Origin of the sequence: Streptomyces sp. NPDC005551 (assembly GCF_042871785.1) — a bacterium.
GTDB lineage: Bacteria > Actinomycetota > Actinomycetes > Streptomycetales > Streptomycetaceae > Streptomyces.
Window position 1 is genome coordinate 18,345 of record NZ_JBIAJE010000002.1, and the last position, 15,189, is coordinate 33,533.

At 72.0% G+C, this 15,189-nt stretch carries 9 protein-coding genes; 7 read left to right on the forward strand and 2 right to left on the reverse strand.

Translation table 11 applies throughout. The annotated features are described in order from the left end of the window. Nucleotides 1–146: 146 nt before the first annotated feature. Nucleotides 147–1,943, forward strand: a complete 1,797-nt coding sequence (locus tag ACFYP4_RS04355) for a phosphatidylglycerol lysyltransferase domain-containing protein (protein WP_358855917.1) — start codon at nt 147–149, stop codon at nt 1,941–1,943. Nucleotides 1,944–1,989: 46 nt separating this feature from the next. Here ACFYP4_RS04355 and ACFYP4_RS04360 read toward each other — a convergent pair whose 3' ends face one another. Then, nucleotides 1,990–2,757, reverse strand: coding sequence for a hypothetical protein (locus ACFYP4_RS04360; protein ID WP_358855918.1), 768 nt, complete (start codon nt 2,755–2,757; stop codon nt 1,990–1,992). A 60-nt stretch (nt 2,758–2,817) separates the two neighbouring features. Between ACFYP4_RS04360 and ACFYP4_RS04365 the strand changes: the two genes are divergently transcribed. Then, nucleotides 2,818–3,600: an adenosylcobinamide-GDP ribazoletransferase gene (locus ACFYP4_RS04365; RefSeq protein WP_388782757.1), complete on the forward strand. Its 783-nt coding sequence runs from the start codon at nt 2,818–2,820 to the stop codon at nt 3,598–3,600. 93 nt (nt 3,601–3,693) lie between these two features. Here ACFYP4_RS04365 and ACFYP4_RS04370 read toward each other — a convergent pair whose 3' ends face one another. Beyond that, the gene (locus ACFYP4_RS04370; protein ID WP_388782760.1) at nt 3,694–5,730 is read right to left on the reverse strand and encodes a hypothetical protein; all 2,037 of its coding nucleotides are present in this window, start codon (nt 5,728–5,730) and stop codon (nt 3,694–3,696) included. Between the two features lie 328 nt (nt 5,731–6,058). Between ACFYP4_RS04370 and ACFYP4_RS04375 the strand changes: the two genes are divergently transcribed. From ACFYP4_RS04375 to aceE, 5 genes are all read left to right on the forward strand, one after another. Further along, a complete protein-coding gene (locus ACFYP4_RS04375) occupies nt 6,059–7,579 on the forward strand; it encodes a leucyl aminopeptidase (protein ID WP_358855921.1) in 1,521 nt (506 codons plus the stop codon). Nucleotides 7,580–7,879: 300 nt separating this feature from the next. Beyond that, entirely contained in the window at nt 7,880–9,268 is a 1,389-nt protein-coding gene (lpdA, locus tag ACFYP4_RS04380; RefSeq protein ID WP_358855922.1) for a dihydrolipoyl dehydrogenase, read from the forward strand. Between the two features lie 85 nt (nt 9,269–9,353). After that, nucleotides 9,354–11,192 carry a 2-oxoglutarate dehydrogenase, E2 component, dihydrolipoamide succinyltransferase gene (sucB, locus tag ACFYP4_RS04385; protein ID WP_388782763.1) on the forward strand — a complete coding sequence of 613 codons (1,839 nt, stop codon included), beginning with the start codon at nt 9,354–9,356 and terminating at the stop codon, nt 11,190–11,192. Nucleotides 11,193–11,425: 233 nt separating this feature from the next. Beyond that, a complete protein-coding gene (locus tag ACFYP4_RS04390) occupies nt 11,426–12,049 on the forward strand; it encodes a GntR family transcriptional regulator (RefSeq protein WP_358851668.1) in 624 nt (207 codons plus the stop codon). Between the two features lie 355 nt (nt 12,050–12,404). Further along, a complete protein-coding gene (aceE, locus tag ACFYP4_RS04395; RefSeq protein WP_388782767.1) occupies nt 12,405–15,107 on the forward strand; it encodes a pyruvate dehydrogenase (acetyl-transferring), homodimeric type in 2,703 nt (900 codons plus the stop codon). The last annotated feature ends 82 nt before the right edge of the window (nt 15,108–15,189 follow it).

The window sequence follows — 15,189 nt, forward strand, 5'->3', positions numbered from 1 at the left end:
GCGCGGTTCCTCGCGCCCCTGACCGGGCTCTGCGGGCGGCGCTGTGATGTGCGGGTGGGGTGGGGTTCGGTGCGCGGTTCCTCGCGCCCCTGGGACGTGTCGTGGCGGCCGTTTTCTTGGGGGTTCGGGACTTATCATCCCCCGTCATGGGAGATGTCCGAATTGCCACTGAGCGGGAACGGGGCCCGGCCCGGCAGGGCGAGCGAGTCCCCCGGTCCGCCGGCGCCCCACGCAGGGCCGCGGCGTTCGCCGTCCGGTATCTGCGGGGCGTCGCGTTCGTCAACTTCCTGAGCGCCGGGTGGGTCTCCCTCGGGCAGGACGTGCGGCGGCACAACACGGAGAACTACTTCACGCCGTATCTGCTGACGGCGGGCTTCGCGTCCGGTGTCTTCACGATGTTCCTCGCCCTCACCATGCGACGCCGCAAACGGGCCGCGTGGATCCTCAACCTCGTGCTCAGCGGGTCGTTCCTGGGGCTGTTCGCCCTCGCCATGGTCTTCCCCGAGGTCCACCGGTACCCGCAGAACTGGGTCTCGCTCGGCCTGACCGCCGCCTTCGTGACGTCGCTCGTCGTCGGCCGGCGGGAGTTCTACGCGAAGGGCGACCGCTCGAACCCGAGGCTCGCCGCGGCCGTCGCGACCGGCGGCCTGCTGATCACCTCGCTGCTCGCCGCACTCCTCGTCACGGTCACCAACCAGGCTTCGGACGCGCGGAGTTCGACGTTCGCGGACCGCTGGCGCTACGGCACCGTGCGGCTCGCGTCCGTCGCCGCCGACGACGCGCACTTCCCCGGCATCACGACGCCCGCCTGGGTCGACGTCGCCGTCAACGGGTGCGGCACCCTGCTGGTCCTCGCCGTCCTCTACGCCGCCTTCCGCTCCCGCCGCGCCGTCGACCCGCTCACCGAGGACGACGAGAAGCAGCTGCGCGCCCTGCTGGAGAGGAACGGCGACCGCGACTCCCTGGGCTACTTCGCCCTGCGCCGCGAGAAGAGCGTCGTGTGGTCGCCGACCGGCAAGGCCGCGGTGGCGTACCGCGTGGTGGGCGGGGTGTCGCTGGCGAGCGGGGACCCCGTCGGCGATCCGGAGGCCTGGCCGGGCGCCATCGCGCCCTGGCTGGCCGAGGCCCGCGCGCACGGCTGGATCCCGGCGGTGATGGGCGCGAGCGAGGAGGCGGGCACGATCTACGCGCGGCACGGCCTCGACGCGCTCGAACTGGGTGACGAAGCCCTCGTGGACATCGCCGAGTTCACGCTCGAAGGGCGCGCGATGCGCACCGTCCGGCAGGCCTTCAACCGGGTCAGGCGGGCCGGGTACCAGGTCCGCATCCGGCGGCACGAGGACATCCCGGCCGCGGAGATGACGTACCTCCTGGAGCGGGCGGACGACTGGCGGGACGGCGCCACCGAGCGCGGTTTCTCGATGGCGCTCGGCAGGCTCGGCGATCCCGAGGACGGGCGGTGCGTGATGCTCGAATGCACCGATGGCGACGGCGCGTTGCGGGCGCTGCTGTCCTTCGTCCCGTGGGGCCCGCACGGGCTGTCGCTGGACCTGATGCGGCGCGACCGGGACGCGGACAACGGGCTGATGGAGTTCATGGTGATCGAACTCCTGCGCCGCGCCGGGGAGATCGGGATCACGCAGGTCTCGCTCAACTTCGCGATGTTCAGGTCCGTCTTCGAGCGGGGCTCACGGCTCGGCGCGGGACCGGTGCTGCGGCTGTGGCGTTCACTGCTCAGCTTCTTCTCCCGCTGGTGGCAGATCGAGTCGCTGTACCGCGCGAACGCCAAGTACCGGCCGATCTGGGAGCCCCGGTTCCTGCTCTTCGAGAAGAGCGCGGACCTGCCGCGCATCGGGATCGCGGCGGCGCGCGCCGAGGGGTTCCTGGAGGCGCCGGGTCTGCCGAAGTGGCTGCACCGCAGGCATTTGGAGACGCACCGCTGAGGGCGGGCGGCGGCGGGCCTCCGCCGTCCCGGCGGGGAGCGGGTCATCAGCGGTCCGGCAGGGAGCGGACCGGTTCCGGGTCGTCGGGCTTGCCGCCGATCAGGTCCTGGAGTTTGCGCCGGGGCGCCGCCCAGCGGCGGTCGTGGTGGTAGGCGCGCAGTCTCGCCCTGGCCCGGGCACGGGGCCGCCGCCGGTAGAAGCGCCTGGCCCACGGTGAGCCGGGACGGGCCAGCCGGATCGCTCCGACCAGGGCGACGAGCGGGACGATCACCCCGAAGAGCGCCGTGCGCCCCTTGCCCTTGCTCAGGGCGAGCAGCGCGAAGAGGAAGTTCACGGCGACGCTCAGGACGACGCCGCCGCGGTCGCGCAGTTCCTGCTGGCTGAGGTCGTTGACCCCGAACGGCAGGAAGCCGCCGAGGACCAGGCCGACCAGGGCCGCCGTGACCACCACGACCTCGACGCTCTTGCGTCCGGCCTCGGTCCAGTAGACGTCGTCGAGGTGCAGGATCAGCGCGAACTCGTCGAGCACCAGTCCCGCCCCGATCCCGAAGACCACGGCGAACGCGCATGCGCCGAAGCCGTGCCGGGCGCTGGCCACCGCGCCGAAGCCGCCGATCACGGTCAGCACGACACCCGGTACGACGTGGTGGATGTGCAGCTCACCGGCCTTCACGTTGCCGAACGGACCCTTGCCCGCGCGGATCATCCGGACGACGACACGCGTGACGACGAAGGTCAGGACGAAGGAGGCGAGCGCCAGCAGCAGCGGCAGCTTGCCCGGCTCGACGATGTTGCGGTACACCCAATGACCCATATGCGAACTTTATCCACGACCGCTGTCACCGCTCCTCCTGTCGGCGGATAGCCTGCGCCGGTGTCCAGGACCCCGCTCGACGACAGCCTCCGTTTCGCCTTCGGCACGCTGACGGTGCTGCCCGTCGCGGTGACCCGCTGGGACCGCGACGCCGCACGTGGCGGCATGCTGTGCGCGCCCGTCGCCGGTCTCGTGGTGGGGCTCGGCGCCGCCGCGGCCGGGGTGCTGCTGCTGGCGCTCGGGGCTGGGCCCCTGACGGCCGCCGTGGCCACCGCCGCGGTACCGGCCGCGCTCACCCGGGGCCTGCACCTCGACGGGCTCGCCGACACGGCGGACGGGCTGGGCAGCGGGAAGGCCGCGGAGGACGCGCTGCGGATCATGAAGCAGTCCGACATCGGGCCGTTCGGGGTGATCACCCTGGTGTTCGTGCTGTTCGCCCAGGTGGCCGCCCTCGCCCAGGCCTACGACGGCTCGTGGACCCGGGGCGCGTGCGCGGCGGTCGTCTCGGCGGTCGCCGCCCGGCTCGCCCTCACGCTGGCCGCCCGCAGGGGGGTGCCGCCGGCCCGGCCCGAGGGGCTCGGCGCGGCCGTCGCCGGCGTGGTGCCGGTGGGGAACGCGCTGGTGGTGGCCGTGCTGGTGCTCGCCGCGGCGGCGGGTGCGGGCGCGCTGTCCGGGCCGTACGGCGTGGTGCGCGGCGCGGTCGCGGTCCTCGCCGCCTGCGCCGCCGCCGAACTGCTGCTGCGCCGCTGCGTCCGCCGGTTCGGGGGTGTCACCGGCGATGTGTTCGGAGGGGTCGCGGAGACCGCGGCGACGGCCGCGCTGGCCGTGCTGTCGCTGCACTGAACCGGTCGCGGGCGCTCCCGCGCATGGGGGGCAGTGTGCCCGGGGCGCTCCCCGCCCCGGGCACCGCCCACGCCGTTCCGACGTACCGCCGAGCTAGGGCAGGGTGAGCCGGAGCGCGGTCTGCAGCGTGTCGGGGGTGGTCCAGGCCGAGCGCCTGCCCGCGTACGGCGTCCCGAACACACTGGTGCCGAGCAGCGTCTGCTTCCTGGTCCCTTCGGGCGCGGTCACCGGGATCTGCGTCCCGGACGGGGCGCTGACGGTGACGGCCCTGCCGACGCGGTACGCGGTGACCCGGCCGTTCGCGACGGCCGTCCGCCAGTCGGCGCGGCGCTTGAGCTCGGTGCCGATCGCGCTCTGCCGGGGGTTCTCCAACGGGGCGCTGTCGGCGTAGAGCGCCCGGTAACCGGCCAGCACCTTGTCCAGGACCGGGTACAGCAGCCGGTCCTCGGCGAGGTTGGACTGGTGCACGTAGTGCGGTCGCGGGTCGTTGCCGACGGCGTGCCCGAGGGCGGTGCGCGCCTCCTGCGGGACGATGTACGACAGATAGCCGGTCGCCGTGTCGAGGGGCTCGGACATGCACGTGGAGGTGGGGTTGTCCTCGCAGACGCCGCTGCCGCCGTCGGCCCTGGACGTGTAGATCCAGTTGTACTCGTCGGCCATCTCGGCCTTGGTGCCCACGTTGTAGTACACGTTCATCGGGTAGCGGGGCACGGTCAGCGCGCCGCCCACGGAACGCTGGTCCGGCTCACGGGAGTTGTCCGAGCCGGTCCACCTGATGCCGTTGTCGGAGAGCGCGCCGGCCAGGTTCGGGTTGTCGGCGGGCTGCTGCGGCAGCGACTTGAGGCCGGAGTGCTCACCGGTCACCAGCTCGGTGCGGTCGACCGGCAGGCCCTTGGCGAGGGCCCAGCCGTAGTTGTCGCGGATCTGCGCCGAGATGTCGGAGCGGCTCGTGTACCGGGTGGAGCCGTCCGCGTTCCTGGCGCAGCTCCACGGCACCGTCGAGGTGTCCTGCACGCAGCCGAGGAAGGCGTGGGTGTAGGTGTGGTTGACCCAGCGGTACTCGGCCCGGTCGGCGAGCAGCCGGTCGGCGAGGGCGTCCGTGCCGCCGTTCTCACTCCTCCACTCCTCGCCCGAACCGGCGTTGTAGACCATGTCGAGGGTGAAGCCGCTGGTCCGCTGCCACTGCGCGGCGTAGGCGGCGTCGGCCGCCGTCATCCGGACCGGGGCGGTGGTCTCCTCGCCGCCACCGCCCACGCAGTCGAGTTCGCCCGGCGTGCAGTTGCGTTCGGTGTCCCAGCGGGCGTCGGGTGCGAAGACGTCGTCGACGTGCACCGCGAAGTAGTTGCGGCTGCGCCCGAGGTGGATGCCCTGGGTCAGCCATTCCACGATGCCCCGGGCGAGGACCCGGAACTGCTGCTGGTACTGGTTGTAGGCGAAGGTCACCACGAGTTCGCGGCGCCCGTCGTGGGCGTACTCGCCGACCAGCGCGGCGCGGCCCGTCCCCCCGGGCACGGCGGTGTCGACGTAGGTGGTGAAACCCTCCCTCGGCTTCGCCAGGAAGCCGTAACTCTCCAGCGCGGTGGCGGAGTTGTCCTCGAAGGTGAGCGGGCCTTCGAGGTAGCCGAACGGGCCCGACCGGCCCGCCGTGGTGACGGCCGCCTCCTGGCCGTCGAGGCTCCCGGAGTAGCCGCCCTCGCTGGTGTACTCGAGCCCGACCTCCGGATGGGCCCAGGTGTAGGCGTCCACCTGCGGGATGCCGTACGTCCTCTCGTACGCCTCCAGGGCGCTCTGCTCGGCCGAACCGGTTCCGAACGGTGCCTCGTCGGGCAGCACCACGCCCTGGTACCTGGCCCGCGGCGTGCCGCCGGCCGTGTCGCTCAGGAACGCCGCGTCGATCCTCGGGCGGCCCGGGTCGTCCAGGTCCACCGTGGTGTACGGGACCCCCGTGCTTCTCAGCTCGGCGGTGATCGCCCCGACGGGGCTCTCGCCGTTGTCCACGACGAGGACCTTCAGGTCGACGCGCGGCTCCGGTGCCGCCGAGGCACCGGGCACCCCCAGGCCCGTCACCAGCAGACCGGCGGCCGCCAGGGCGGCCGCCGTGTTTCTCCAACCGAGCGCACTCCGCGCCATGTGGGTCCTCCCCCAGAAAAGATCCCCTTGTGGCTGTTCCGAGGAGGATCCGTCGAAATGATGCAAAGCGGCGGGTCGGCCGCTCACCGGAACCCGATGAGTGTGACCCGGGTCACGGGGTACGACGGCGATAAGTGGCCATGACGCCACTCAGGAGTGAACGTTCGAAGGAATGAGCGAACCCCCGCGCGCGCGTAGGCTCGTCACCGGTATCACCCGGCCCGGTCCGAGGCGCCGCCCCCCGCCGATCTAGGGTCTGGTGCACAGGCCCGGTCGACCCACCCCCGCTCGACCGTCCACATTTCAACGGAAGCGAGAATTCACCACCGTGACTGCTCTCACTCTCAGCACCGCCGCGGCGTCCGGTCTCCGGGCCGACGCCATCGTGGTCGGTGTCGCGAAGGGCGCCCGGGGCCCGGTCGTCGCACCGGGCGCCGAAGCCGTGGACAAGGCGTACGACGGCAGGCTCGCCGACGTCCTGGAGACCCTGGGCGCCTCGGGCGCCGAGGGCGAGGTGACGAAGCTGCCCGCGCCGTCCGGTTTCAAGGCCCCCGTGGTGGTCGCGGTAGGCCTCGGCGCCCTCCAGGAGAAGGGCGAGGCCTACGACGCCGAGTCCCTGCGCCGGGCCGCCGGCGTCGCCGCCCGCGCGCTGGCCGGCACCAAGAAGGCCGCCTTCGCGCTGCCCGTCACGGACCCGGCCGACGCCGGCGCCGTGGGCGAGGGCGCGCTCCTCGGCGCGTACACCTTCGACGCGTACAAGGAGAACGGCTCCGCCGCCAAGGGCGGCAAGGCGCCGCTGGGCGAGGTCGTGCTGCTCGGCGGCAAGCCCCGCGACAAGGTGTACAAGGCCGCCGTCGAGCGCGCCGTCGCCGTCACGGAGGAGCTCAACCGCGCCCGCGACCTGATCAACACCCCGCCGAACGACCTGACCCCGGAGGCCTTCGCGGCCGTCGCGCAGGCCGCGGCCAAGGAGCACGGCATCAAGGTGCAGGTGCTCGACGAGAAGGCGCTCGCCAAGGGCGGCTACGGCGGCATTCTCGGCGTCGGCGCGGGCTCCGCGGCCGCTCCCCGCCTGGTCAAGCTGTCGTACACCAGCTCCAAGGCGAAGAAGCACCTCGCCCTGGTCGGCAAGGGCATCACCTACGACTCGGGCGGCATCTCCCTGAAGCCGCCGGGCCACAACGAGACGATGAAGTGCGACATGAGCGGTGCCGCGGCGGTCTTCGCCGCCGTCGTCGCCGCCGCCCGTCTCGGCCTCGAGGTCAACGTCACCGGCTGGCTGGCGCTCGCCGAGAACATGCCCTCGGGCTCGGCGACCCGTCCCGGCGACGTGCTGCACATGTACAGCGGCAAGACCGTCGAGGTCCTCAACACGGACGCCGAGGGCCGCCTGGTCCTCGCCGACGCGCTGTGGAAGGCGTCCGAGGAGAAGCCGGACGCGATCGTCGACGTGGCGACCCTGACCGGCGCCATGGTGCTGGCCCTCGGCAACCGCACCTTCGGCGTGATGGCCAACGACGACGCGTTCCGCACCGCGATCGTCGAGGCCGCGGAAGAGGTCGGCGAGGCGTCCTGGCCGATGCCGCTCCCGTCCCACCTGCGCAAGGGCATGGACTCCCCCACCGCCGACATCGCCAACATGGGCGAGCGCATGGGCGGCGGTCTGGTGGCCGGCCTGTTCCTGAAGGAGTTCGTGGGCGAGGGCATCACCTGGGCGCACCTCGACATCGCCGGCCCGGCCTTCAACGAGCAGGGCCCCTTCGGCTACACCCCGAAGGGCGGCACCGGCTCCGCGGTCCGCACCCTGGTCCGGCTCGCCGAGCTGACGGCGGCGGGCGACCTGGGCTGACACCCGCGACGGCGTCGCGCCCCGGGCCTCCCGGCCCGGGGCGCGGCCGTTCGTTCGCATGGGCGTACGGCGGTTGCGCTCTCGACGAAATCCGTACTCTCGTACGTCCTCGCACCGCCCGCACGTGACGGAACAGACGTCTCACACCCCGGCCCGGCGTCCCGTCTCCGTCCGACAAGTGCGAAGATGGGTCCTCGGCAGGACAGGGCCCCCACCACAGGGCCGAAGAAGCGGCCGGACACCAGCCGCCGCCCGGTCACTGACGACCGGCGTACGGCGCACATGCATGGAGGACGTGACGTGGCGAACGACGCCAGCACCGTTTTCGACCTAGTGATCCTCGGCGGCGGTAGCGGCGGTTACGCCGCGGCCCTGCGCGGGGCGCAGCTGGGCCTGGACGTCGCCCTGATCGAGAAGGGCAAGGTCGGCGGCACCTGCCTGCACAACGGCTGCATCCCCACCAAGGCTCTGCTGCACGCCGGTGAGATCGCCGACCAGGCACGCGAGAGCGAGCAGTTCGGTGTGAAGGCCACCTTCGAGGGCATCGACATGGCGGCCGTCCACAAGTACAAGGACGACGTGATCTCGGGCCTGTACAAGGGTCTGCAGGGCCTCATCGCCTCCCGCAAGGTGACGTACATCGAGGGCGAGGGGCGGCTCTCCTCCCCCACCTCCGTCGACGTCAACGGCCAGCGCGTCCAGGGCCGCCACGTGCTGCTCGCGACCGGCTCCGTGCCGAAGTCGCTGCCGGGCCTGGAGATCGACGGCAACCGGATCATCTCCTCGGACCACGCGCTGGTCCTGGACCGGGTCCCGCAGTCGGCGATCGTGCTGGGCGGCGGCGTCATCGGCGTCGAGTTCGCCTCGGCGTGGAAGTCCTTCGGCACCGAGGTGACGGTGATCGAGGGCCTCAAGCACCTCGTCCCCGTCGAGGACGAGAACTCCTCCAAGCTCCTCGAGCGCGCGTTCCGCAAGCGCGGCATCAAGTTCAACCTGGGCACCTTCTTCTCGAAGGCCGAGTACACCGAGAACGGCGTCAAGGTCACCCTGGCCGACGGCAAGGAGTTCGAGGCCGAGGTCCTCCTCGTCGCCGTCGGACGCGGCCCGGTCTCGCAGGGCCTCGGCTACGAGGAGCAGGGCGTCGCGATGGACCGCGGCTACGTCCTGGTCGACGAGTACATGCGCACGAACGTGCCGACCATCTCCGCCGTCGGTGACCTGGTCCCGACCCTCCAGCTCGCGCACGTGGGCTTCGCCGAGGGCATCCTGGTGGCGGAGCGTCTGGCCGGTCTGAAGACCGTTCCGATCGACTACGACGGCGTGCCCCGGGTGACGTACTGCCACCCCGAGGTCGCCTCCGTGGGCATCACCGAGGCCAAGGCCAAGGAGATCTACGGTGCGGACAAGGTCGTCGCCCTGAAGTACAACCTCGCGGGCAACGGCAAGAGCAAGATCCTCAAGACCGCGGGCGAGATCAAGCTCGTCCAGGTCAAGGACGGTGCCGTGGTCGGCGTCCACATGGTCGGCGACCGTATGGGCGAGCAGGTCGGCGAGGCCCAGCTGATCTACAACTGGGAGGCGCTGCCCGCCGAGGTCGCCCAGCTCATCCACGCCCACCCGACGCAGAACGAGGCGCTCGGCGAGGCCCACCTGGCACTCGCGGGCAAGCCGCTGCACTCCCACGACTGATCAGCCGCACCGGCTGACCCGTCACTGTCGCACCAGGGCGCGACGACCACAGACTTCCGCACATTCGTAAGGAGCAACCGAAACCATGCCGGTTTCCGTAACCCTTCCGGCGCTCGGCGAGAGCGTCACCGAGGGCACCGTCACCCGCTGGCTGAAGGCCGAGGGCGAACGCGTCGAGGCCGACGAGCCGCTGCTGGAGGTGTCGACCGACAAGGTCGACACCGAGATCCCCTCCCCCGCCGCCGGTGTCCTCTCCTCCATCAAGGTCGCCGAGGACGAGACCGTCGAGGTCGGCGCCGAGCTGGCCGTCATCGACGACGGCACGGGCGCGCCCGCCGCCGAGTCCGCTCCGGCCGCCGAGCCGGCCCCCGAGCCCGAGGCCGCTCCCGAGCCGGCCCCGCAGGCCACCCCGTCCACCGAGCAGGCGGCTCCCGCGCCGGCCCCGACCGCCGAGGCCAGCTCCGGCGGCGGCAGCGCCGAGGGCACCGACGTCGTCCTGCCCGCGCTGGGCGAGTCGGTCACCGAGGGCACCGTCACCCGCTGGCTGAAGGAGGTCGGCGAGGAGGTCTCCGAGGACGAGCCCCTGCTCGAGGTCTCCACGGACAAGGTCGACACCGAGATCCCGTCGCCCGCCTCCGGCGTGCTGCTGGAGATCGTGGTCGGCGAGGACGAGACCGCCGAGGTCGGCGCCAGGCTCGCCGTCATCGGTGCGCCCGGTGCCACCCCGGCGGCCGCTCCCGCCGAGGCCCCGGCCGCTCCGGCCGCCGAGCCCGAGCCCGCGCCCGAGCCCGAGCCGGCTCCTGAGCCCGAGCCCGAGCCGGCTCCCGCAGCCGCCGCTCCGGCTCCGGCCGCCCCGGCCCCGGCCCCGGCCGCTCCGCAGGCTCCGTCCGCTCCCGCGCCGCAGCAGCAGACGACCCCCGCACCCGACCCGGCGCCCGCGGCCCCGGCCCCGGCTCCCGCCGCCCAGGCCCCGGCGCCCGCCGCGACCTCCGGTGACGACGGCGCGTACGTGACCCCGCTGGTGCGCAAGCTCGCCGCCGAGAACAGCGTCGACCTGTCCTCCGTCAAGGGCACCGGCGTCGGCGGCCGCATCCGCAAGCAGGACGTCATCGCCGCCGCCGAGGCCGCGAAGGCCGCCGCCCCGGCTCCGGCCGCGGCGGCCGCCCCCGCGGGCAGGAAGGCTCCGGCACTGGAGGCCTCCCCGCTGCGCGGCCAGACCGTCAAGATGCCCCGCATCCGCAAGGTCATCGGCGACAACATGGTCAAGGCCCTGCACGAGCAGGCGCAGCTGTCCTCGGTCGTCGAGGTCGACGTCACCCGTCTGATGCGCCTGCGCAACCAGGCCAAGGACTCCTTCGCGGCCCGCGAGGGCGTCAAGCTCTCCCCGATGCCCTTCTTCGTGAAGGCGGCGGCCCAGGCGCTGAAGGCCCACCCGGCCGTCAACGCCCGGATCAACGTCGACGAGGGCACGATCACCTACTTCGACACCGAGAGCATCGGTATCGCGGTGGACTCCGAGAAGGGCCTGATGACCCCGGTCATCAAGCACGCGGGCGACCTCAACATCGCCGGTATCGCCAAGGCCACCGCCGACCTGGCGGGCAAGGTCCGGGCGAACAAGATCACGCCGGACGAGCTGTCCGGCGCGACCTTCACGATCAGCAACACCGGCTCGCGCGGTGCGCTGTTCGACACGATCATCGTGCCGCCGAACCAGGTCGCGATCCTGGGCATCGGTGCGACGGTCAAGCGTCCGGCCGTCATCGAGACCGCCGAGGGCACCGTCATCGGCATCCGCGACATGACGTACCTGACGCTCTCCTACGACCACCGTCTGGTGGACGGCGCCGACGCGGCCCGTTACCTGACCGCGGTCAAGGCGATCCTGGAGGCGGGCGAGTTCGAGGTCGAGCTCGGCCTGTAGTCCGCGTCCGCTGTACGGCGCCCCCGTCCGGAGTCTCTCCGGGCGGGGGCGCCGTGTTCCCTCCCCGCGCGGCACGACGCATGCGCGGGCCCGTCCCGCCGGGTCCGGTGACAGCGTGTAAGTCTCGTCTCACCTGCGCGAAAGCGCCCCCGTGCGCCTCTCCACGGCAGCGGCACGGCCTTATTGTCTAGACGTCAACGCCCTCGGGGCCCGCGCGTTCCAAAGGAGCTCTCATGACCGCGCCCGTCGTCCACTCGCTGCGCGAACAGATCCGCGAGCACATCGTGGAGGGGATCGTGAGCGGGCGCTGGCAGCCGGGCGAGCGGATCGTGGAGCGGCGGATCGCGACCGAGCTGGAGGTCAGCCAGACGCCGGTCCGGGAGGCGCTGCGCGAGCTGGAGTCCCTGCGGCTGATCGAGTCGGCGCCCAACAAGGGCGTACGGGTGCGGAACCTGACCGCCGCCGACCTGGAGGAGAGCTACCCCGTCCGGGCCGGTCTCGAGGCCATCGCGGCGGAGCTGGCGGCCGAGCGGCTGGCCGAGGACTGCTCGGCGCTGGAGCCGCACGTGGCCGCGCTCTACGAGGCGGACCGCAACGCGGACGGGACGGCGCAGGTGCGGCACACCGTGGGGTTCCACCGGGAGCTGGTGCGGGCCGCGGACAACTCCGTGCTCCTGCACACCTGGGAGGGCCTCGGTATCGAGGTGTTCACGGCGTTGTCGATCCGCTGGCTCGGCACCGTCCAGCAGTCGTACGCGGAGGAGCACGAGGCCCTCGTGGACGCCTTCCGCCGTCGGGACCCGCTGATCGCGGACCTGGTCAAGGCGCATGTCCTGGGCTGCGCGCCGCGTCCCTGAGCGTCCCTGACGGATGCGCGCCGCGTCCCTGAGCGTCTCTGACGGATGCGCGCCGCGTCCCTGACGGCCGTGCACCGCGTCCCTGACGAATGTGCGTCTCTCCGCTCAGACGTGCTCCGACCTGCGGGAACCCTCGATTTCTGCGGCACCCCGTGCCTGCGCCGAAGGCACCGGGTGCCGACTTTGTCGATCTGAAGAGTTTTCTCCGCCAACCCTTTGATCGATCATCGATCAGGGAGTTACAGTCACCGACGGGCTTCCACCGAGGCCCCACGCCCTGTCCTGCCAAAGACCTAGGGCACCCCCGAACCCCTTGCCGATGAGGGAACCCCCTTCGACTGAGGAAGGCGGCGTAATGACCGACCCCACCGCAATCCAGCCGAGCGAGCTCGACCAGCTCCCGGACCGCGACCCGGAGGAGACCGCCGAATGGCAGGCCTCCCTGGACGCCGTCACCGAGGCGGCCGGGCCGCACCGTGCCGCGTACCTGATGCGCCGCACGCTGGAGCGCGCCGAGGGCAACGGCCTCGCGCTGCCCAAGCTGCTCGAGACCGACTACGTCAACACCATCCCCACCTCCGCCGAGCACACTGTGGACGGCGACGAGGAGATGGAGCGCCGTATCACCGCGTGGAACCGCTGGAACGCGGCCGCGATGGTGACGCGCGGCGCGAAGCACGGCGTAGGCGGGCACATCGCCACCTTCGCCTCGGCCGCCTGGCTCTACGAGACGGGCTTCAACCACTTCTTCAAGGGCAAGGAGGGTGACGGCTCCGGCGACCAGCTCTACATCCAGGGCCACGCCTCCCCCGGCATCTACGCCCGCGCCTTCCTCGACGGCCGGCTGACCGAGCACCACCTCGACCGCTTCCGCCAGGAGTCGGCCGGCGACGGCCTGCCGTCGTACCCGCACCCGCGGCGCCTGCCCTGGCTGTGGGAGTTCCCCACCGTCTCCATGGGCCTCGGCCCGCTCTCCGCGATCTACCAGGCACGCTTCAACCGCTACCTGACCAACCGCGGCATCAAGGACGTCTCGCAGTCCCACGTGTGGGCGTTCCTCGGCGACGGCGAGATGGACGAGCCCGAGTCGACGGCGGCACTGGCACTGGCCAGCCGCGAGGGCCTGGACAACCTGACCTTCGTCATCAACTGCAACCTCCAGCGCCTCGACGGCCCCGTCCGCGCCAACTTCAAGATCGTGCAGGAGCTGGAGGCCCAGTTCCGCGGCGCCGGCTGGAACGTCGTGAAGTCGCTGTGGGGCAACGCCTGGGACGAGCTGTTCCGGCTCGACACCACGGGCGCCCTCGTCCGCCGGCTGCGCGAGGTGCCCGACGCGCAGGTGCAGACGTACCAGACCCGCGACGCCGCCTACATCCGCCGGGACTTCTTCGGCGCCGACCCGGCCCTCGTTTCGATGGCCGAGCTGCTGTCCGACGACAAGATCCTCGAGTGCTTCCACCTCTCGCGCGGCGGTCACGAGTCGCGCAAGGTGTACGCCGCGTACCGGGCGGCCCTGTCCCACAAGGGCGCGCCGACGGTGATCCTGGCCCAGACGGTCAAGGGCCACACCCTCGGTCCCGGCTTCGCGTCGAAGAACGCCAACCACCAGATGAAGAAGCTGTCCACGGACGAGTTCAAGCAGATGCGCGACCTGCTCGAACTGCCCATCTCCGACAGCCAGTTCGTCGACGGTGTGGTGCCCTACGGCCACCCCGGCGCCGACTCCCCCGAGGTCCGCTACCTCCAGGAGCGCCGCGCGGCCCTCGGCGGCCCGGCCCCGGCCCGCCGCACGCACGCGCTCGCGCCGCTGCCGGCCCCCGCCGACAAGGTCTTCGCGTCCTTCGACAAGGGCTCCGGCTCGCAGAACGTGGCGACGACCATGGCGTTCGTCCGCCTGGTCAAGGACCTCGTCCGCGACAAGGAGACCGGGAAGCGCTGGGTGCCGATCGTCCCCGACGAGGCGCGCACCTTCGGCATGGAGAGCCTCTTCCCCTCCCTCGGCATCTACTCGCCGAAGGGGCAGACGTACGAGCCGGTCGACCGCGACCAGCTGATGTACTACAAGGAGGCCACGAACGGCCAGATCCTCAACGAGGGGATCACCGAGGCCGGCTCCATGGCGGACTTCATCGCCGCGTCGACCGCGTACTCCACGCACGGCGAAGCGATGATCCCCTTCTACATCTTCTACTCGATGTTCGGCTGGCAGCGCACGGCCGACCAGATGTGGCAGCTCGGCGACCAGCTCGGCCGCGGTTTCCTGGTCGGCGCCACCGCCGGCCGCACGACGCTGACCGGTGAGGGTCTCCAGCACGCGGACGGCCACTCCCCCGTCATCGCGGCGACGAACCCGGCGGCGCTGACGTACGACCCGGCGTTCGCGTACGAGGTCGCGGTGATCGTGAAGGACGGCCTGCGCCGGATGTACGGCGAGGCGGCCCCGGGCGAGGACCAGAACGTCTTCTACTACCTGACGGTCTACAACGAGCCGCTGCCGCAGCCCGCGAAGCCGTCCGGCCTCGGCATCGACGAGGGGATCGTCAAGGGCCTGTACCGCTTCAACACGGCCGAGTCGGCGGGCCTCGCGCCCGCCGCCGACGCCGCGCGCATCCAGCTCCTCGGCTCCGGTACGGCCATCCACTGGGCGCTGAAGGCCCAGCGGCTGCTCGCCGAGGACTGGGGGGTGGCCGCCGACGTGTGGTCCGCGACCTCCTGGACCGAGCTGCGGCGCGACGCGCTGGAGGCCGACGCGGCCCTGCTGCGCGGCGAGGAGCGGGTGCCGTACGTCCGTCAGGCGCTGCACGGCGCCGAGGGCCCGGTACTGGCGGTCAGCGACTACATGCGCCAGGTCCCGGACCAGATCGCCCAGTGGGTGGAGCAGGACTACTCCTCGCTCGGCGCCGACGGCTTCGGCCTCTCCGACACCCGCGAGGCGGCCCGCCGCCACTTCGGTGTCGACGCCGAGTCGATCGTCGTCGCCGCCCTGGCCCAGCTCGCCCGCCGCGGCGAGGTCAAGGCCTCGGCGGTGAAGGAGGCGCGGGAGCGCTACGGCCTGTAACGGCCGTCGGCGGGAGACCGTTCGGTGCAGGGGTACGGCGGCCGCCGTACCCCCTGCGCTGTCGGTGCCGCCCGGCATCATG